Genomic DNA, 18,031 nt, shown 5'->3' with positions numbered 1-18,031 from the left:
TTGATCAGACGCAGCTCCAGGCCCCAGGCTTCCTGGGGCTGCAGCACGAGGCGCAGTGGCGCGGCCGAGGATTGCGCCGCCGCCGGCTCGGGCCGGAACACAAAGCAGGGCGCCTGCGCCCCCAGCGCGCAGGCCTGCAGCCGGCGCAGCTGCTCGGGCCGCGTCGAGGCCGGCAGCCAGGCCAGCACGGCGCCGGCGGCATTGGCCTTGAGCACCTGCTCCAGCGTCCACAGGATCTGGATCGGCGTGGCGGGGGCCAGCCAGACGAGCTGCCGGCTGTTCAGGCCCCAGGCCGCCAGGCCGGGCAGATGCGGTGTGAAGGGCGGGTTGATCAGCAACAGACTGCGCCCGCCGGCCTGGGCTGCCGCCAGTGCCGGTCCCAGCAGCCGGAACTCGCAGACCCCCGGGCGCGGCTGCAGGATCTCGCTGAGGCTGCGGCCCGGCCAACCGCCTCCGGGCAGGGCGGCGTCCAGCGCGGCAAAGCCGCTGGGCAGGCCCGGACTGCTGCCATGGGCCAGCTCGGAGCCGCGCCAGAGCGACTGGCGCAGCGGGCCTTCGAGCAGGGAGAGGGGGGCGTGCATGGGAACTGCAATGATCCAATAACTGTATGTTTATACAGTATATGGCCGGCAGATGCAGCGGCTGCGGTGTGCAGTTTTTGGCCTCGCTGTGCTGCTACCGCTCGAGCAAGGGGGTAACAACCCGCGCCGGTCTCGCCATATCGGTTAAAACCCTGGGGTGCGCCGACTTGTATCGGCGCGTATCGGGAGGTTGCCGCTCATGAGTTCGCGAGAAGAGATGTCGATGCCGCTGGAAACGGCTCGCCTGCTGCTGCGAGCCCCTCGCGAACAGGACCTGGACGAGATCTACGGCCTGCATGCCGATCCGGTCACCAACCGCTTCAGCCCCGGCGGCCCGCTGCACTCCGCCGAGGCCGCTGCCAGCTTGCTGCAAGGCTGGCTGGCTCACTGGCAGAGCCAGGGCTTTGGCTACTGGGTGATTGCCGAGCGCGAGCACCCGGAGCAGTTGCTGGGCTGCGGCGGCATCATGAACAGGCCGATCGGCGGCCAGCCGGGCCTTTATCTGTATTTCCGTTTCCGGCCCCATGCCTGGGGTCGCGGCTATGCCTCGGAAATGGCCCAGGCAGCGCTGGCCCAGGCCTTCGACATCCTGCATGCCCCCGCCGTGCAGGCGGTGGTGCAGCCGGCCAACACCCCCTCGCGCAAGACGCTGGAGCGCATCGGCATGCTGCTGAAGGGCTCGTTGGCCGATGTGCCGGGCCAGGCGCCCAGCCTGGTCTACGAGATCACGGCGGCGCGCTGGGCCACGCTGCCGAAGACGCCGCCGGAGCCGACGCCGTTCGGGGCTTAGCGCCTGCCAAAGCAGGTGTTTTGCAGGTGCCAGCCAGAAAAATCTCAAACCGCCTGCCAAATCATCCGAAAACGCATGTAAAGCGCAAGCAGCGCTTATAGTCCTGTCAAAGCAGGAGAAATGATGCGCAAAGTGGTGGCCGAGCCCTTTCCCGACCCGCTGATCCGCGATGCAGCCGCATTCGGGCAGGCGGTGCGCGCCGCGCGCACCGCTGCGGGCATCAGCCTGGAAGCCGCCGCCCAGGCCCTGGGAATCAGCAAGGCGACGCTCGGATCCCTGGAAGGGGGCTCGGGCACCGTCGCGCTCGGCACCGCCTTGCGCGTGGCGCGAGAGCTCGGCGTGGCCGTGTTCGCCACGCCCCTCGCGGCGCAATTCGAGGCCGCCACGGCCTTGCAGACCCTGCGGAAAACCGAACCGGGCCCCTGGGGCGGCCCCAGCGCAGCCCCATCGGACCCCGCGAAACCGGCGCGTGAACGCGGGCACACCGCATGATCCAGCTCGCCATCTGGGCAGGTCATGATCGCGTCGGCACGCTGTCCCACGACGGGCCGAGCAATCTGTTCGACTTCAGCTACGCCGAGGCTTGGCAGCAAGGGCCTCGCAGTTTCCCGCTGAGTCCGCAGATGCCGCTGTTCACCGCCGCCCATGCTGCGGGCACCCCTGCCTTCGGCGAACTGCCGGCGCAGACGCGCTCGGCCATCGCCCGCGCCTTCTTCCAGAACCTGCTGCCTGAAGGCCAGGCGCTCGAAGTCGCCGCCCAGGCCAACGGCCTCGCGCGCGGCAACCTGGCCGGGCTGCTCGCGGCCCTCGGCGCCGAGACCGCGGGCGCCCTGCGCGTGACGCTGCTCGACGACACGCCATCGCCCGCAGCACCAGCTCTTCGCCCACTGCCGCTCGCCGAACTGAGCGAGCGCATCCGCAGTCGCCCCGAGCAACCGTTCTCCATCTGGGACGGCAAGGTGCGCCTCTCCATCGCCGNGCTCTTCGCCCACTGCCGCTCGCCGAACTGAGCGAGCGCATCCGCAGTCGCCCCGAGCAACCGTTCTCCATCTGGGACGGCAAGGTGCGCCTCTCCATCGCCGGCCTGCAGGACAAGATCGCCGTCTATGAGGACGGCGGCAAGCTCTTTCTCGCCAACGGCGACGGCATCGCCTCCACCGTCATCCTCAAGCCCGCGCCCGCCAACGCCCGCTTGGCTGAGCTGCCGGCCATCGAGCACAGCTGCATGCGCCTGGCCGCCGCAGCCGGCATAGCGACGGCCAGGACCCGGCTGTTGCATGCCCCCGAGCCGGTCCTGCTCGTCGAACGGTTCGATCGGCGGCGCAGCGGCGACGGTGGCATCGAGCGCCTGCACATCATCGACGCCTGCCAGGCCTTGGGGCTGGCTCCCGAGCTCAAGTACGAACGCGCCTACGGCGACCAGGACGCCGTGAAGCACCTGCGCGACGGCGCTAACTTGCCCGGCCTCTTCGGTCTCGCCGACCTCAGCCCCGCGCCCTTGGCCATGCGCACGCAGTTGCTGGACCGCCTGCTCTTCAATGTCCTGATCGGCAACTCCGACGCCCATGGCAAAAACTGGTCGTTCTTCGTGGGCCCACAGGCCGGTCTGCTCACCCTCGCGCCTGCCTACGATCTCGTCGACGTCGAAGCTGTTGCCCACGAGCATATGAGCACCAGCTTTGCCATGGGCATCGGCAACGCCTTCAGCCCCGAGGAACTCACGCCGTTCGAGTGGGCCAGCATGGCCGCGCAGTGCCGGCTCGCACCCCGGCACCTCGCCGCACGCCTCCAGGCCCTGAGCGGGATCTTGCCTCGGCTGCTCCGTGATGCCCATGACGGTCTGGCGCAGCAAGGCGTGCCGCCCGCGCTGCTGGCCCGCATGGAAGAGCGGCTGCAAAGGCGCTGCGCCAAGGGTTCGGCCCAGGCCGCTGACATCGCACAAGTGCCCCCAAATCTGCTTTGACCGCCTGGCGGCGTCTCAAAGCTCAGGTGACGGGGTCTTGCCGGATCAGCTGGGCTTGTAGGCCACCACGTCGATCTCGACCTTGGCGTCGACCATCAGGCGGGCCTCGGTGGTCGAGCGGGCCGGTTTGCCGTTCGGGAAGTAGCTCATATAGACGCGGTTGAAGGCGCCGAAGTCGCGCGCATCGTCCAGCCACACGGTGCTCTTGCAGACATCGTCCAGCGTGCAGCCGGCCAGCGCCAGCACGGCCTTCAGATTGGCCATCACCTGGTGGGTCTGGGCCTCGATGCCGCCGCTGATGATCTCGCCGGCGGCATTGGCCGGCACCTGGCCCGACACATAGATGAAATCGCCGGCCCGCACGGCAGGCGAGAAGGGGCGGGCTTGTTGGTCGGAGGCGACGGGCGGGGCGCCCAGGTATTCCAATGGCATGCTTGGCTTTCAGGGTGTGTGAATGAAAGTGTATTTCAACATCCGTCGCTGAACAGCGGGTTTTCTCTAGGTTTAATCGGCTTAAACCTGGATATCGTTCTCTGCATTGAAATTAATTTTCATGACGGAGAGCCATCTATGCGAGCAGCCATCCCTTTCTTGTTTGCGCGACGCCGCGTCCTCGCTGGCCTGGCGGGTGCCGTCCTGCTGGGCGGCTTGCAGCCTGCGTTGGCTCAGGGCGCGGCCACCGGCCATGCGACGCTGGCCATGGTGGCCGAGCCGCAGACGCTGGACCCGATGGCCTCCACCGCCGATCTGGTCGGCACCATCATGCAGCATGTGTTCGAACCGCTCTACACCTTCGATGCCAAGTGGCAGCTGGTGCCTATGCTGGCCGAGGCCATGCCCAAGGTCTCGGCCGACGGCAAGACCTACCGCATCGCGCTGCGCAAAGGTGTCAAGCTGCATTCGGGCCGCGATCTGAATGCCGAGGATGTGCTCGCCAGCCTGCAGCGCTGGATGGACAACGCGCCGCGCGGCAAGGCCGTGGCCAGGGAGTTGGCCGGCATGAAGGCGCTGGGCCCGCTGGAGATCGAGCTGAGCTTGAAGAATCCCTATGCGCCGCTGGTGGCCCAGCTGGCCCTGCCCACCGGCATGGCCGCCATCATGGCCAAGGAGGCGATCGCGCTGCCGCTGAAGGAGTTTGTCGGCACCGGGCCTTACCGCTTCAAGGAACGCCGCCCCGATCAATATGTGCTCTTGAGCCGCTTCGATCAGTACAGCGCCCGCAAGGAGCCGGCCAACGGCTATGGCGGCAAGCGCGAGGCGCTGATCGCCGAGCTGCGCTTCGTGCCGGTGCCCAATGCCAACACCCGGGTCGAGGGCGCGCTGGCCGGCCAGTACCACTATGCCGACCTGCTGCCGGTCGAGGCGATGGCGCGGCTGGACAAGGCTCAGGGCAAGACCGTGGCCCTGATGACGCCTTCGTTCGGCTTCCCCTACATCGTCTTCAATACCAAGGAAGGCCCGCTGGCCAGCCAGGCGCTGCGCCAGGCGGTGCAGACCGCGATGGGCAGCGGCGAGATGCTGGCCGCCGGTTTCGGCGACACGCGCTTCTTCAGCGCCGAGGCGAACCACTTCCCCAAGGGCTCGCCATTTTATTCCACCGCCGGCGCCGATCAGTACAACCAGCGCAATGCCGCGAAAGCCAAAGCCATGGCCGAGAAGGCCGGCTACAAGGGCGAGACCATCCGTGTGCTGACCAGCCGCCAGTACGATTTCCACTACAACATGGCCCTCTTGATGGCCGAGCAGTTCAAGCGCGCCGGGCTGAAGGTGGAGCTCAATGTGGTCGACTGGGCCACCCTGGTGCAGCGCCGCGGCGAAGCCAGGCTGTGGGATCTCTACATCACGCACTCGGGCCAGTTCCCCGAGCCGATGCTGTCGCCGCCGCAGCTGGGCGAGGGCGCACCGGGCTGGTGGAACAGCCCGGCCAAGATCGCCGCGCTGGAGACCTTCAACCGCGAGGCCGACCCCGCCAAGCGCGGCGCGCTGTGGGGCAAGGTCCAGCAGGTGGTCTACGACGAAGTGCCCTATGTCAATGTCGGCAAGTTCGCCAGCTTGTCGGCGCGCAGCCCTCTGCTTTCGAACTACCAGCCGGCCGCCTGGCCCTTCTTCTGGAACGTCACGGTCAAGAACTGACCCCTGGCTCCCTTGACTCCCATGCTGAAGTACCTGCTTTCGCGCCTGGGCGGCATGGCGCTGGTGATGGCCATCGTCGCGGTGCTGGTGTTCCTGCTGACGCGCGCCGCGCCCGGCGATCCGGTGGCCGTGTTGCTGGGCGACCAGGCCACGCCGGCCGACATCGCCCGCGTGCGCGTGCAGTACGGGCTGGACCAGCCGCTGCTGCTGCAGTTCGGCTACTGGCTGCGCGAACTGGCCCAGGGCAATCTGGGTGACTCGATCTTTCTGCAGCGCCCGGTCACGCAGGCGCTGTGGGAGCGCGCCGAGCCGACCTTTTTGCTGGCCCTGCTGGCGGTGGGCATCGCGGCGCTGATCGGCGTGCCCTGCGGTGTGCTGTCGGCGGTGTTCCGTGGCCGCTTCATCGACCAGTTCTTCACCGGCCTGGCGATGCTGGGCGCCAGCATCCCGAGCTTCTGGATGGGGCTGGTGCTGATACAGATCTTCGCGGTGGGCATGGGCTGGTTCCCGGTCTCGGGCTATGGCGAGCCCGGCGCGCCCTTGCTGGCGCGCCTGCACACGCTGGTGCTGCCGGCCCTGGTGCTGGGTCTTTTGAACTCGGCGCTGATCATCCGCTTCACGCGTGCCTCGATGCTGGACGTGCTGGGCGAGGACTATGTGCGCACCGCCCGCTCCAAGGGCCTGCCCGAGGGAGTGGTGGTGTTCAAGCATGCGCTGCGCAATGCCCTGGTGCCCATCGTCACGGTGCTGGGCCTGACCGTCGCGCTGATGATTGGCGGCGCGGTGATCACCGAGACGGTGTTCGGCCTGCCCGGCGTGGGCAATCTGGTCGTCAACGCGGTGCTGCGGCGCGACTACCCGGTGATCCAGGGCGCGCTGCTGGTGATCGCGGCCATCTATGTGCTGATCAATTTCTTCATCGACCTGCTCTATATGCTGGTCGATCCGCGAGTCAAAGTATGAAGATGCCCCTTGCGCTCAAACAGCTGGTGCGCCGCCGCATCGTGCTGGTCGCGATGATTGTTCTCACGCTGATCTCGGTGCTGGCGCTGGGGGCCGAGGCCTTCGGCCGCTTCGACCCGAACGACACCGCCATCATGGAGCGTCTGCGCGGCCCCGGCGCCGCGCACTGGCTGGGCACGGACGAGCTGGGCCGCGATGTCTATGCCCGCATCGTCCATGGCGGCCGCTACTCGCTGATGATTGCCGCCAGCACCGCGCTCGGAGCCGTTTTAATGGGCACCTTGCTGGGCCTGGTGGCCGGTTTCTTCAAGCGCCTGGACGGGCCGCTGATGCGCCTGGTCGACGCGATGATGTCCTTCCCCGACATCCTGCTGGCGATCGCGCTGGTGGCCATCCTCGGACCGTCGATGTTCAACGTCGTGCTGGCCCTGGTGCTGGTCTACACGCCGCGCGTCGCGCGGGTGGTGCGGGCCTCGACCTTGGTGCTGCGCGAGCTGCTCTTCGTCGAGGCGGCTCGCGCGGTGGGCGTCAGCACGGGGCGCATCTTGTGGCGCCACATCCTGCCGAACCTGCTGTCGCCGGTGCTGGTGCAGCTGAGCTTCATCTTCGCCTACGCGATCCTGGCCGAGGCCGGTCTGTCCTTTCTGGGCGTCGGCGTGCCGCCCGACATCCCCACCTGGGGCACGATGGTGGCGGGCAGCCAGAGTTATGCACACCAGGCCTTCTGGGTCGTGCTGTTCCCTGGCCTGGCCATCATCTTCACCGCGCTGTCCTTGCAATTGGTCGGCGATGCCGTGCGCGATCTGCTGGACCCGAAACTGAAGAAGTCGATGCGATGAGTAGTAGCAGTCACGAGCCTCTGCTGAGTGTCCAGAGCCTGGGCACCGCCTTCCCGACCCAGGATGGCTTGGTACGCGCGGTCGCCGATGTCAGCTTCAGCGTGCTGCCAGGCCGCACGACCGCCCTGGTCGGCGAGTCGGGCTCGGGCAAATCGGTCACCAGCCTGACCCTGATGGGTCTGCTGCCCAAGGACTGCGGGGCGCAGATCAGCGGCCGCGCCGAGTTCCTCTGCCGCGACGGCCGCCAGGTCGATCTGCTGAGCCTGCCGCCCAAGCAGGCCCGGGCGCTGCGCGGCAACGAGATCGCGATGATCTTCCAGGAGCCGATGACCAGCCTGAACCCGGTGCTGACCATTGGCGAGCAGATCGCCGAGAGCCTGCGCCTGCACAAGGGCCTGGACCGCGCGGCCGCGCTGGCCGCGGCCAAGCGCATGCTGGAGCTGGTCGAGATTCCGGCCGCCGGCCAGCGCCTGCATGAATACCCGCACCAGCTCTCCGGCGGCATGCGCCAGCGCGTGATGATTGCGCTGGCGATGGCCTGCGAGCCGCGCCTCTTGATCGCCGACGAGCCGACCACCGCTTTGGACGTCACGATACAGGCGCAGATCCTGGCGCTGATGGGTCGGCTGCAGCGCGAGACCGGCATGAGCATGCTCTTCATCACGCACAACCTGGGCGTCGTCGCCCACCATGCCGACCAGGTCGTCGTGATGTATGCCGGCCGCGTGGTCGAGAGCGCGCCGGTGCGGCCGCTGTTCGCCGCACCGCAACACCCCTACACACAAGGCCTGTTGAACTGCCTTCCGGCCAAGGCGCGCAAGCCTGGCGAGCCGCGACCCAAGCGCCTGTTCGCGATCCGCGGCCAGGTCGCCAGCCCGCTGGCGCCGCCACCGGGCTGCGCCTTCGAGCCACGCTGCGACCGCGCCGAGGCGCGCTGCCGTGAGGCGATGCCGGCCCTGCTGGCGCAGGCCTCCGCCGAACGCCAGGCGCGCTGCATCCATGTCGAGGAGTGGGTCTGATGTATCAAGAACAACAACAGCCGCTGATCGAGGTGCGCCAGCTGAAGCGCTACTTCGGCGATGCCAAGCAGCCGGTGCGCGCGGTCGACGATGTCAGCTTCACGATCCAGCCCGGCGAGACCCTGGGTCTGGTCGGCGAATCGGGCTCGGGCAAGAGCACCCTGGGCCGCAGCCTGTTGCGGCTGATCGATCCCAGCGCCGGCCAGGTGCTGTATCGCGGCGAGGACATCACCCGGGCCGGCAGCGGCCGCATGCGCGAGCTGCGCCGCAAGCTGCAGATCATCTTCCAGGACCCCTATGCCAGCCTGAACCCGAAGATGCGCATCGCCGACATCCTCGGCGAAGCGCTGGACACCCATGGCCTGGCCAAGGGCCGCGAGGCCAGGGCGGCGCGCATCGCCGAGCTGCTGGATCTGGTGGGGCTGCGGCCCGAGCATGGCGCGCGCTTCCCGCACGAGTTCAGCGGCGGCCAGCGCCAGCGCATCGGTGTGGCGCGGGCGCTGGCGGTCGAGCCGGAGTTCATCGTCGCTGACGAGCCGCTGTCGGCGCTGGACGTCTCGATCCAGTCCCAGGTCGTCAACCTGCTATGCGATCTGCGCGAGCGCTTCAAGCTGACGATGCTCTTCATCTCGCACGACCTCGATGTGGTCGAGTACCTGTGCGACCGCGTCGTTGTGCTGTATCTGGGCCGCGTGATGGAGGTGGCCGAGACCGAGGCGCTCTACGCGCAGCCGCTGCACCCCTACACTCGTGCGCTGTTGGCCGCCTCGCCCCAGCCCGACCCCGAGGCGCCGCACCGCCCGGTGCCGCTGCAGGGCGACATCCCCAGCCCGATGAACCCGCCCTCGGGCTGCGTGTTCCGCACCCGCTGCCCCCAGGCCCAGGCGCGCTGCGCCGAGGCGATTCCCCCCTTGACCGAAGTGCGTCCCGGCCGTTTCTCGGCCTGCTGGCGCCAGGAGCTTTTCGTATGACCACGCCTGTTGTTCTGAGTCCCGCGCTGAAAGGTTTTCCGCTGACCGAGCCGCCGCTGCCGCTGGCCGAGCTGGCTGCCAAGCAGTGGAATGTGCTGGCCGGCGATCTGCCCTTGCCGCTGGCGGTGATCAAGCGCGAGGCGCTGGAGCACAACGTCCGCTGGATGCAGGACTACGCGCGCGGCCAAGGCGTGGCGCTGGCGCCGCATGGCAAGACGACGATGAGCCCGCAGCTGTTCCAGCGCCAGCTCGATGCCGGCGCCTGGGGCATCAGCTTCGCAACGATCAAGCAGCTGGCGGTCGGCGTCGCCAGCGGCGTTCGCCGCGCGGTGATCGCCAACCAGGTCTGCAGCGAGGCCGACCTGGCCGGTCTGGCGGCGCTGCTCGCGCGGCACGCCGATCTGCGCGTGGTCTTCCTGGTCGACTCGCTGGCCCAGTGCGCGCTGATCGAGCGCTGGCAGCAGAGGCAAGACCTGGCACCTGTATTCGAGGTGCTGCTGGAGATCGGCCTTGCCGGTGGCCGCAGCGGCACGCGCGGCGAGGACGAGGCGCTGGCCCTGGCCGCGCATCTGCACGCCAGCCCGGTATTCCGGCTGGCGGGCATCGAATGCTATGAGGGCCTGGGCGCCACCGGCGACAGCGCGGTCGACAGCGCCTATGCCGACGCGCTGATGGCGCGGGTGCAGGCGGTGGCCCGGACCTGCGCCGAGCGCGGCTGCTTCGACGCGGCCGACGAGATCATCGTCTCGGCCGGCGGCTCCGGCATCTTCGATCTGGTGGCCGGCGCGCTGCGGCCGCGCCTGGGCAAGCCGGTGCTGGGCCTGCTTCGCTCGGGCTGCTACATCACCCATGACCACGGCCACTACAAGCGCCTGGTCAATGTGCTGGACCAGCGCTGCCGGCATGTCGACGGCCTGCAGAGCGCGCTGGAGGTCTGGGCCCTGGTGCAGTCCTGCCCGGAGCCGGGCCTGGCCATCCTGGCCGTGGGCCGGCGCGACATCTCCTTCGACATCGATCTGCCGACCCCCGTCTGGCATGCGCCGCTGGACTCGCGGGCGCCGCTGGCCGCACCGGCCGCCTGGCGCATCACCGGGCTCAATGATCAGCACGCCTATCTGCGCTGGGACCCGGCCGCCGCGCTGGGCCCGCAGGTCGGCGACCGGCTGGGCCTGGGCATCTCGCATCCCTGCACCACCTTCGACAAATGGACCTGGTTGCCCATCGTCGAGAACGACTACCGCATCAGCGACGCGGTGCTGACCCACTTCTGAAGGCCAGGCGATGAGCAAGAGCAAGGGGCTGATGGCGGCTATCGCCGAAGCGCAGCAGAAAGCGCCGGCCGCGCGCCGCGCGATCTTCGCGCTGATGCTGGCGGACCCGGAGCGGGTGCTGGATGAGAGCTTCGAGGTGCTGGCGGCGCGCAGCGGCGCCTCGGTGCCCACCATCATGCGGGCCTGCCGCGATCTGGGCTTTGCCGGGTTGCGCGAATTCAAGCTGGCGTTGGCGCAGGAGATGGCCCATCAGGAGGCGCTTGGCGGCTCGCCGCTGCACCGCCGCGTGCAGCTGCAGGACACGACCGAGCAGGTGGCCCACAAGATCACGCGCGGGGCGGCCGGCACCATCGCCGGCCTGAGCAGCCAGCTCGATGCCCAGGCCCTGGATGCCGCCGCCCACGCGATCGCCCACGCGACCCGCATCGATGCGCTGGCGGCCGGCGCGACCTCCAACTTCATGGCCGCCGATCTGCATGCGCGGCTGTTCCGCCTGGGTCTGGTGTCCAACGCCTGGTCCGACTTCCATTCGCAGCTGCTGGCCGCGGCCACGCAGGGCCCGGGCGGTGTGGTTGTCGCGATCTCCCATGTCGGCGGCATGCCGCTGCTGCTGGAGGCGGTGGCCGTGGCGCGGGCCCAGGGCGCGACCGTGATCGCGCTGACCCAGCCGGGCACCAAGCTGGCCGCCAATGCCGATATCGTGCTGGGTCTGAAGGTGCCGGAGGATGCGGTGATGCATGTGGGCACCGAGGCCTATCTGGCCCATCTGACCGCCATCGAGGTGCTGACCGTGCTGATCGCCAAGGTGATCGGCGAGCCGGCGGTCTATCGCCTGCAAAGCGTGCGTGAGGTGCTGCAGCGCCATGGCATCGACACGCACGACCATCCGCTGCTGAACTGGCAGGTGCCCCATGAGTGAGTCCTGGCTGCTGCAAGGCGGGCTGATCGTCGACGGCTCGGGCGCGACGCCGGCCTGGCGCGGCGATGTACTGCTGCAGGGCGAGCGCATCGTGGCGATGGGCGAGGGGCTGACGAGCGCCAGCGCGCGCCGCCTCGACTGCGCCGGCAAGGTAGTCGCGCCGGGCTTCATCGATGTGCACACCCATGACGACGCGCTGGTGCTGGAACAGCCCGATTGCCTGCCCAAGATCTCGCAAGGCATCACCACCGTGGTGGCCGGCAACTGCGGCATCTCGCTGGTGCCGCTGCTGACCGAGGCACCGCAGCCGCCCTTGAATCTGCTGGGCCGCACGGGCTTTCGCTTCGCCAGCTTTGCGGCCTATCAGGAGGCCGTCAATGCGGCGCAGCCGGCGGTCAATGTGGTCTCGCTGATCGGCCACACGGCGCTGCGCTTTGCGACCATGGGCGATGTGACGCAGCCGGCTTCCGATGCCGAGCTGGCCCGCATGGAGGCGCTGCTGGACGCGGCGCTGGCCGAGGGCGCGCAAGGCCTGTCCTCGGGCCTGTTCTACCAGCCGGCGGCCGCCGCGCCGGCCGCCGAGGTGCTGGCCCTGGCCCGCATCGTGGCCCGCCACGGCGGCGTCTATGCCAGCCATCTGCGCGACGAGATGGCGGCGATCCTGGAGGCCATGCACGAGGCTGCCGACACCGCCTTCGAGGCCGGGGTGCCGCTGATCTTGTCGCACCACAAATGCGCCGGCCCGGCCAACTGGGGCCGCACGCAAGAGACCTTGCCGCTGATCGATCGTTTCGCCGCACGCCAGGGCGTGGGCCTGGACGTCTACCCCTATCTGGCCGGCTCCACCGTGCTGCGCGAGGACCTGGTCGACGGCGTGATCGAGGTGCTGCTGACCTGGAGCGAGCCCTATCCCGAGCTGGGCGGGCGCAGCCTGGCCGATATCGCGGCCGAGTGGGGCGTCGACCAGAAGGAGGCCTGCCGGCGCCTGCAGCCGGGTGGCGCCTGCTACTTCCAGATGCATGAGGACGATGTCGAGCGGGTGCTCGCGCACCGGCTGACGATGATAGGTTCCGACGGCCTGCCGCACGACCGCCATCCGCATCCGCGGCTGTGGGGCGCCTTCCCGCGGGTGCTGGCGCGCTACTGGCGCGAACGCGGCCTGTTCACCTTGGAGCAGGCGGTGCACAAGATGACCGGCCTGTCGGCGCGCCAGTTCCGACTGCAAGAGCGTGGCGAGCTGCGCCCCGGCTGGGCCGCCGATGTCGTCGTGTTCGACCCTGAGCGGGTGCAGGACCTGGCCAGCTTCGAGGCGCCGCTGCTGCGCTCGCAAGGCATAGACGCGGTTTTCGTCAACGGGCGGCAGGCCTATGACGGCGGCACCGCGGTGCTGGTGCGGGCCGGGCGGGCCTTGCGCCGAAGCTCGGGGCCTGGGCAGGATTGACTCGGCCGGCTGGTCCGAACAGACCATGGCAGGGGCTCGCCCGGCCGTCAAAAAGTCACGCTGAAGCTGGAACATAGCAGGCCTGAGCGCAGACTCCGACCGCTGTGCGCCCGGCACAGCCGGCGTCGCGGCCGCCGGTCTCGCCCCTCCACGACAGCCCTGAGCGATCAGGGCTTCTGCCCGAAGGACTCGCATGCAATCGCTCAAGCCCCTGACCCTCGCCGTGACCCTGGGCCTGTTGACCTTGTCGGCCCAGGCCGACGCACCCATCAGCCTGAGCTATCTGGGCCAGCAGATCGTGCCCAGCGGAACCCAGTACGCCGGCACCACGGTGGGCGGACTGTCCGGCATCGATTTCGACGCCGCCAAGCAGCGCTATTTCGCCATCAGCGATGACCGCTCGGGCCTGAACCCCGCGCGCTTTTACACGCTCAATCTGGATATCACTCGGTTCAGCCGCTCGGCCACGCCCGGCATGGCGGGCGTTGACTTCAGCAGCGTCGCCACCTTGCAGCGCCCCGAGGGCGGCGCGTTCGGACTCAACACCGTGGATCCGGAGGGGCTTCGCTACAACGCCGGCACCGGCACCCTGTACTGGAGCAACGAAGGCCAACGTTCGGCGGCGGGTTTCCAGAACCCCAGCGTGCGCGAGATGAATCTCGACGGCAGCCATGTGCGCAGCTTCAGCGTGCCCGGCGACTTCAATCCGGTGGGCAGCAACTCGGGCCTGGCCGCGGGCGACAGGGGCGTCCACAACAATCTGGCCTTCGAGAGCCTGACGCTGTCCACCGACGGCAAGACGCTCTACACCGCCACCGAGAACGGGCTGGCCCAGGACAGCCCGCCGTCAGCGCTTGCCAACGGCTCGACGGCGCGCATCCTGGCCTTCGATGTCGCTTCCGGCGCGGCCGCTGCGCAGTACGCCTACCAGGTGGCGCCGGTGGTCATTGCGCCGAATCCGGTCAATGGCTTCGCCACCAACGGCCTGACCGACCTGCTGGCCATCGGCGACCGCCAGTTCATTGCCATCGAACGCTCCTTCGCCGCCGGTGCGGTGACGCCGGGCACTCCGGTCACCGGCAACACCATCCGCCTGTTCCATGTGGATGCGCGTGCGGCGACCGACATCTCCGGCATCGGCGATCTGAGCGGCGCCAGCTACACCCCCGCCCAGAAGACCTTGCTTGCGGACCTGTCCACGCTGCAAAACGATGACGGCAGTTTTCTGGCCACCGACAATATCGAAGGTCTGACCCTGGGGCCGGTCGTCAACGGCAAACAAACCCTGATCCTGGTTTCGGACAACAACTTCTCGGGCACTCAGTTCACCCAGTTCATCGCGCTGGAAGTCAGCACCGTGCCTGAGCCCGGCAGCTGGGCCCTGATGTTGGCCGGCTTGTTTGCCCTGGGTCGTCGGACGCGGCGTCGCCGCTGACCTCGCTCAGGTAGCGCGCATCGGAAAGCTGCGCAACCCCTGCAGATCCAGCACCCGCAGCCCGCCGTACTCGACGCTGATCAGGCGTTGCTCATGCAGGCGCTTCAAGGCCTCGTTGACGCGCTGGCGTGACAGGCCGACCAGATAGCCCAGCTCCTGCTGGGTGATGCGCAGCATGCTGCCGACGCCGGGATAGAGCTGCGGGTGGAACAGCGCGGCGAGATTGCGGGCCACGCGCACATCGGGGTTACCGATGCGGTCGGTTTCGCGCGCCGCGATGAACTGGCCCAGGCGCTCGTTGAGCTGGTTCAGCACAAAGCGGTTGAAGCCGATGCTGTGCTCCAGCAGTTCGTGAAAGGTGTCGATCGGCAAGCCGGCCACCACGCTCTTGCGCAGCACCTGGATGTTGTAGCGGTAGACCTCGCGCTTGAGCAGCGTGCCTTCGCCGAACCAGCCGCCCGGCGGCACGCCGGTGAAGGTGATGGCCTGGCCGGTCGAGTCGTCATTGCTCATCTTCAACAGGCCATCGACGACACCGAACCAGAAATTGGCCTGCCGACCGATGCGGCAGACCCGTTCGCCGACCTCGGCATCGGCCACCTGCAGCTCGGCCACCGCCTGCTCGCGCTGGGCTGGCTCCAGCACGGCCAGCCAGGGAATGGCGTCGAGCTCGCTGCGGGTGGCGGCGCGGGCGCGCTGGCGCAAGGGCGCGCCGCTGGGGCTGGAGAAGGCGGAGACGGTCATGGCGCAGTCTGGATCGTGCAGCTTGACAGCAGGCTTACAAGCAGCTGTTTGAGACCCCCGGGAAAGCACGCCCCCGGGGTGTCCCTAGGAATGTCGTCGCAACGACAGCCTGGCGTCAAAGTCAGGCCTAGTATTGCACCCACTGAAGGCATGCAAGCCCCGCAGAAGGGCGTCATGCACCAGCACCGCCCGGCGGTGCGGACTGCACAGGAGACAGATGGTGGCGACGACTTTCCCCAGGCTCTTGATCGACCACGCGGCGCGGCGGCCCGATGCCGCTGCCTTGCGCGAGAAGGAATACGGCATCTGGCAGACGCTGACATGGGCGCAGCTGGCCCTGCTGGTGCGCGAGCTGGCCCATGGTCTGGCCCAGGCCGGGCTCAAGCGCGGCCAGCATCTGGTGGTGGTCGGCGAAAACCGGCCGCGGCTGTCGGCAGCAATGCTGGCGGCGCAGTCGCTGGGAGCGATTCCGGTGCCGCTGTATCAGGACGCGGTCAGCGCCGAATTCGTCTTCCCGATCAACAACGCCGAGATCGCGTTCGCGGTGGTCGAGGACCAGGAGCAGGTGGACAAGCTCCTGGAGATCCGCGAGCAGTGCCCGCAGCTGCAGCACATCTGGTTCGATGACCCGCGCGGCCTGCGCAACTATGTGGAGCCGGGCCTGGCCTCGCTGGATGATTTGTGCGCACGCGGCCGCCAGCATGCCAATGCCCACCCGGCTTTCTACGACGCCCAGGTCCAGCTCAGCGAGCCCAGCGATGTGGCAGCCATGTTCTTCACCTCGGGTACCACCGGCAACCCCAAAGGCGTGGTCCATACCCATTTGAGCCTGATCGACCGCGCCCAGGCCGGCGCGCGCTTTGACAAGCTGAGCAGCAGCGAAGAGGTGCTGGCCTATCTGCCGCCGGCCTGGATCGGCCAGAACATCTTCAGCTATGCGCAGTGGCTGGCCTGCGGCTATGTGGTCAACTGCCCCGAGTCGACCAGCACCGTCTCCATCGATCTGAAGGAGATCGGCCCGACCTATTACTTCGCGCCGCCGCGGGTCTTCGAAGGCCTGCTGACCAGCGTGATGATCCGTATGGAAGATGCCGGCGCGATCAAGCGCTGGCTGTTTGCGCGCTGCATGAGCCTGGCACGCCGCGTCGGGCCGGCGCTGATGGACGGCAAGCCGGTGAGCGGCAGCGACAAGCTGCTGTATGCGCTGGGCAATCTGCTGATCTACGGCCCGCTGCGCAACACACTGGGGCTCTCGCGGGTGCGCGTGGCCTACACGGCCGGCGAGGCCATAGGCCCCGATCTGTTCAGCTTCTACCGCAGCATAGGCATCAATCTGAAGCAGCTCTATGGCTCGACCGAGACGGCCGTGTTTGTCTGCCTGCAGCCCGACAACCAGGCTCGCTCGGACACGGTCGGCGTGCCGATCGATGGTGTCGAGATCAAGCTGGCACCCTCGGGCGAGATCCTGGTCAAGTCGCCGGGGCTGCTCAAGGGCTATTACAAGAACGATGCCGCGACGGCCGAGGTGCTGACGGCCGAGGGTTGGTATCACACCGGCGATGCCGGTTTCATCGATGCCAGTGGCCATCTTAAGATCATCGACCGCGCCAAGGATGTCGGCCGCATCGCCGGCGGTCCCAATGACGGCGCGATGTTCGCGCCCAAGTATGTCGAGAACAAGCTGAAGTTCTTCGCCCATATCAAGGAGGCGGTGGCCTTCGGCGACAAGCGCGAGCGCTGCTGCGCCTTCATCAATATCGATTTCGATGCGGTCGGCAACTGGGCCGAGCGCCGCAACCTGCCCTATGCCGGCTATACCGACCTGGCGCAGAAGCCCGAGGTCTATGAGCTGATCCGTGACTGCGTCGAACAGGTCAATGCCGACCTGGCCCAGGACGAGTTGCTGGCCGGCAGCCAGATCAGCCGCTTCCTGATACTGCACAAGGAACTCGATGCCGATGACGGCGAGCTGACCCGCACCCGCAAGGTGCGGCGCGGCGCGGTGGCCGACAAGTACGCGGTGCTGATCGAGGCCCTGTATGGCGGCAAGAACTCGCAGTTCATCGAGACCGCGGTGAAGTTCGAGGACGGGCGCAGCGGCAGTGTGTCGGCCGATCTGAAGATTGTTGATGTGAAGACCTTTCCCGCAGTCAGGAGGGCCGCCTGATGGCCGAGAAGAAGATCGGGGAAGTGATCCTCGACGTGCAGAACATCTCGCTGGCCTTCGGCGGCGTCAAGGCGCTGACCGATATCTCGTTCAATGTGCGCGAGCATGAGATCCGCGCCATCATCGGACCGAACGGTGCCGGCAAGAGCTCGATGCTGAACTGCATCAACGGCGTCTACCAGCCGCAGCAGGGCTCGATCACCTTCAAGGGCCAGACCTTCAAGCATATGAACTCGCGCCAGGTGGCGGAGATGGGCGTGGCGCGCACCTTCCAGAACCTGGCCCTGTTCAAGGGCATGAGCGTGCTGGACAACATCATGACCGGCCGCAATCTGCGCATGAAGACGAACATCTTCCAGCAGGCGATCCGTTGGGGCGCTGCCGAGCGCGAGGAGATCGCGCAGCGCGAGAAGGTTGAGCGCATCATCGATTTCCTCGAGATACCGGCCTACCGCAAGACTCCGGTCGGGCGTCTGCCCTACGGCCTGCAAAAGCGGGTCGACCTGGGCCGCGCGCTGGCGATGGAGCCGCAGGTGCTCTTGCTGGACGAGCCGATGGCCGGCATGAATGTCGAGGAGAAGCAGGACATGTGCCGCTTCATCCTCGATGTCAATGACGAGTTCGGCACCACCATCGTGCTGATCGAGCATGACATGGGCGTGGTGATGGACATCTCGGACCGCGTCGTCGTGCTGGACTACGGCAAGAAGATCGGCGATGGCGCGCCCGACGAGGTGCGCGCCAACGAAGACGTGATCAGCGCCTATCTCGGCACCAGCCACTGAGGACAAGAAC

General features: G+C 67.8%; 18 protein-coding genes. 15 read left to right on the top strand and 3 right to left on the bottom strand.

Features of this window, described 5'->3' with window-relative positions:
- Positions 1-581: translesion DNA synthesis-associated protein ImuA (gene imuA / locus PO768_RS09140; RefSeq protein ID WP_272645799.1), on the bottom strand; the 581-nt coding region annotated here is incomplete at its 3' end.
- A 199-nt stretch (positions 582-780) separates the two neighbouring features.
- On the opposite strand from imuA, the gene PO768_RS09135 reads away from it, so the two are divergent.
- The 4 genes from PO768_RS09135 (at position 781) to PO768_RS09120 (ending at position 3,334) form a co-directional block, all read left to right on the top strand.
- Positions 781-1,371 (top strand): GNAT family N-acetyltransferase, encoded by a 591-nt coding sequence (locus tag PO768_RS09135; RefSeq protein ID WP_262970017.1) that lies wholly within the window; start codon positions 781-783, stop codon positions 1,369-1,371.
- Positions 1,372-1,491: 120 nt separating this feature from the next.
- Positions 1,492-1,863 carry a helix-turn-helix domain-containing protein gene (locus tag PO768_RS09130; RefSeq protein WP_269838660.1) on the top strand — a complete coding sequence of 124 codons (372 nt, stop codon included), beginning with the start codon at positions 1,492-1,494 and terminating at the stop codon, positions 1,861-1,863.
- Positions 1,860-2,381 carry a HipA N-terminal domain-containing protein gene (locus tag PO768_RS09125; RefSeq protein ID WP_272645798.1) on the top strand — a complete coding sequence of 174 codons (522 nt, stop codon included), beginning with the start codon at positions 1,860-1,862 and terminating at the stop codon, positions 2,379-2,381. Before PO768_RS09130 ends, PO768_RS09125 begins: the two co-directional genes overlap by 4 nt.
- A 53-nt stretch (positions 2,382-2,434) precedes the next feature.
- Complete coding sequence (locus PO768_RS09120; RefSeq protein ID WP_272645797.1) at positions 2,435-3,334, top strand: HipA domain-containing protein; 900 nt, start codon at positions 2,435-2,437, stop codon at positions 3,332-3,334.
- Positions 3,335-3,379: 45 nt separating this feature from the next.
- Here PO768_RS09120 and PO768_RS09115 read toward each other — a convergent pair whose 3' ends face one another.
- On the bottom strand, positions 3,380-3,766 hold the full coding sequence (locus PO768_RS09115; protein WP_269838662.1) for a RidA family protein: 387 nt from the start codon (positions 3,764-3,766) through the stop codon (positions 3,380-3,382).
- Between the two features lie 138 nt (positions 3,767-3,904).
- Between PO768_RS09115 and PO768_RS09110 the strand changes: the two genes are divergently transcribed.
- The 9 genes from PO768_RS09110 (at position 3,905) to PO768_RS09070 (ending at position 14,325) form a co-directional block, all read left to right on the top strand.
- Positions 3,905-5,467, top strand: coding sequence for an ABC transporter substrate-binding protein (locus PO768_RS09110; protein ID WP_272645796.1), 1,563 nt, complete (start codon positions 3,905-3,907; stop codon positions 5,465-5,467).
- A 21-nt stretch (positions 5,468-5,488) separates the two neighbouring features.
- Positions 5,489-6,430 (top strand): ABC transporter permease, encoded by a 942-nt coding sequence (locus PO768_RS09105; protein ID WP_272645795.1) that lies wholly within the window; start codon positions 5,489-5,491, stop codon positions 6,428-6,430.
- Entirely contained in the window at positions 6,427-7,269 is an 843-nt protein-coding gene (locus PO768_RS09100) for an ABC transporter permease (RefSeq protein ID WP_272645794.1), read from the top strand. The genes PO768_RS09105 and PO768_RS09100 overlap by 4 nt, the downstream gene beginning before the upstream one ends.
- Positions 7,266-8,288: an ABC transporter ATP-binding protein gene (locus PO768_RS09095; protein WP_272645793.1), complete on the top strand. Its 1,023-nt coding sequence runs from the start codon at positions 7,266-7,268 to the stop codon at positions 8,286-8,288. Before PO768_RS09100 ends, PO768_RS09095 begins: the two co-directional genes overlap by 4 nt.
- Positions 8,288-9,259 carry an ABC transporter ATP-binding protein gene (locus PO768_RS09090; RefSeq protein WP_272645792.1) on the top strand — a complete coding sequence of 324 codons (972 nt, stop codon included), beginning with the start codon at positions 8,288-8,290 and terminating at the stop codon, positions 9,257-9,259. Before PO768_RS09095 ends, PO768_RS09090 begins: the two co-directional genes overlap by 1 nt.
- Positions 9,256-10,530 (top strand): alanine racemase, encoded by a 1,275-nt coding sequence (locus PO768_RS09085; RefSeq protein ID WP_272645791.1) that lies wholly within the window; start codon positions 9,256-9,258, stop codon positions 10,528-10,530. Before PO768_RS09090 ends, PO768_RS09085 begins: the two co-directional genes overlap by 4 nt.
- Before the next feature lie 10 nt (positions 10,531-10,540).
- Entirely contained in the window at positions 10,541-11,449 is a 909-nt protein-coding gene (locus tag PO768_RS09080) for a MurR/RpiR family transcriptional regulator (RefSeq protein ID WP_272645790.1), read from the top strand.
- Positions 11,442-12,890, top strand: a complete 1,449-nt coding sequence (locus PO768_RS09075) for an N-acyl-D-amino-acid deacylase family protein (protein WP_272645789.1) — start codon at positions 11,442-11,444, stop codon at positions 12,888-12,890. Before PO768_RS09080 ends, PO768_RS09075 begins: the two co-directional genes overlap by 8 nt.
- A gap of 193 nt (positions 12,891-13,083) precedes the next feature.
- Positions 13,084-14,325, top strand: a complete 1,242-nt coding sequence (locus tag PO768_RS09070; protein WP_272645788.1) for an esterase-like activity of phytase family protein — start codon at positions 13,084-13,086, stop codon at positions 14,323-14,325.
- A gap of 6 nt (positions 14,326-14,331) precedes the next feature.
- Here PO768_RS09070 and PO768_RS09065 read toward each other — a convergent pair whose 3' ends face one another.
- On the bottom strand, positions 14,332-15,069 hold the full coding sequence (locus PO768_RS09065) for a Crp/Fnr family transcriptional regulator (RefSeq protein ID WP_272645787.1): 738 nt from the start codon (positions 15,067-15,069) through the stop codon (positions 14,332-14,334).
- A 220-nt stretch (positions 15,070-15,289) separates the two neighbouring features.
- Between PO768_RS09065 and PO768_RS09060 the strand changes: the two genes are divergently transcribed.
- Positions 15,290-17,236, top strand: a complete 1,947-nt coding sequence (locus PO768_RS09060; RefSeq protein WP_272645786.1) for an AMP-dependent synthetase/ligase — start codon at positions 15,290-15,292, stop codon at positions 17,234-17,236.
- Positions 17,236-18,021, top strand: a complete 786-nt coding sequence (locus PO768_RS09055) for an ABC transporter ATP-binding protein (protein WP_272645785.1) — start codon at positions 17,236-17,238, stop codon at positions 18,019-18,021. Before PO768_RS09060 ends, PO768_RS09055 begins: the two co-directional genes overlap by 1 nt.
- The last annotated feature ends 10 nt before the right edge of the window (positions 18,022-18,031 follow it).

The sequence above is a fragment of the Paucibacter sp. XJ19-41 genome (genome assembly GCF_028462495.1).
Lineage (GTDB): Bacteria > Pseudomonadota > Gammaproteobacteria > Burkholderiales > Burkholderiaceae_C > Roseateles_E.
The sequence above is the reverse complement of the archived record's forward strand: the minus strand, read 5'-3'. Positions and strand labels throughout refer to the sequence as shown.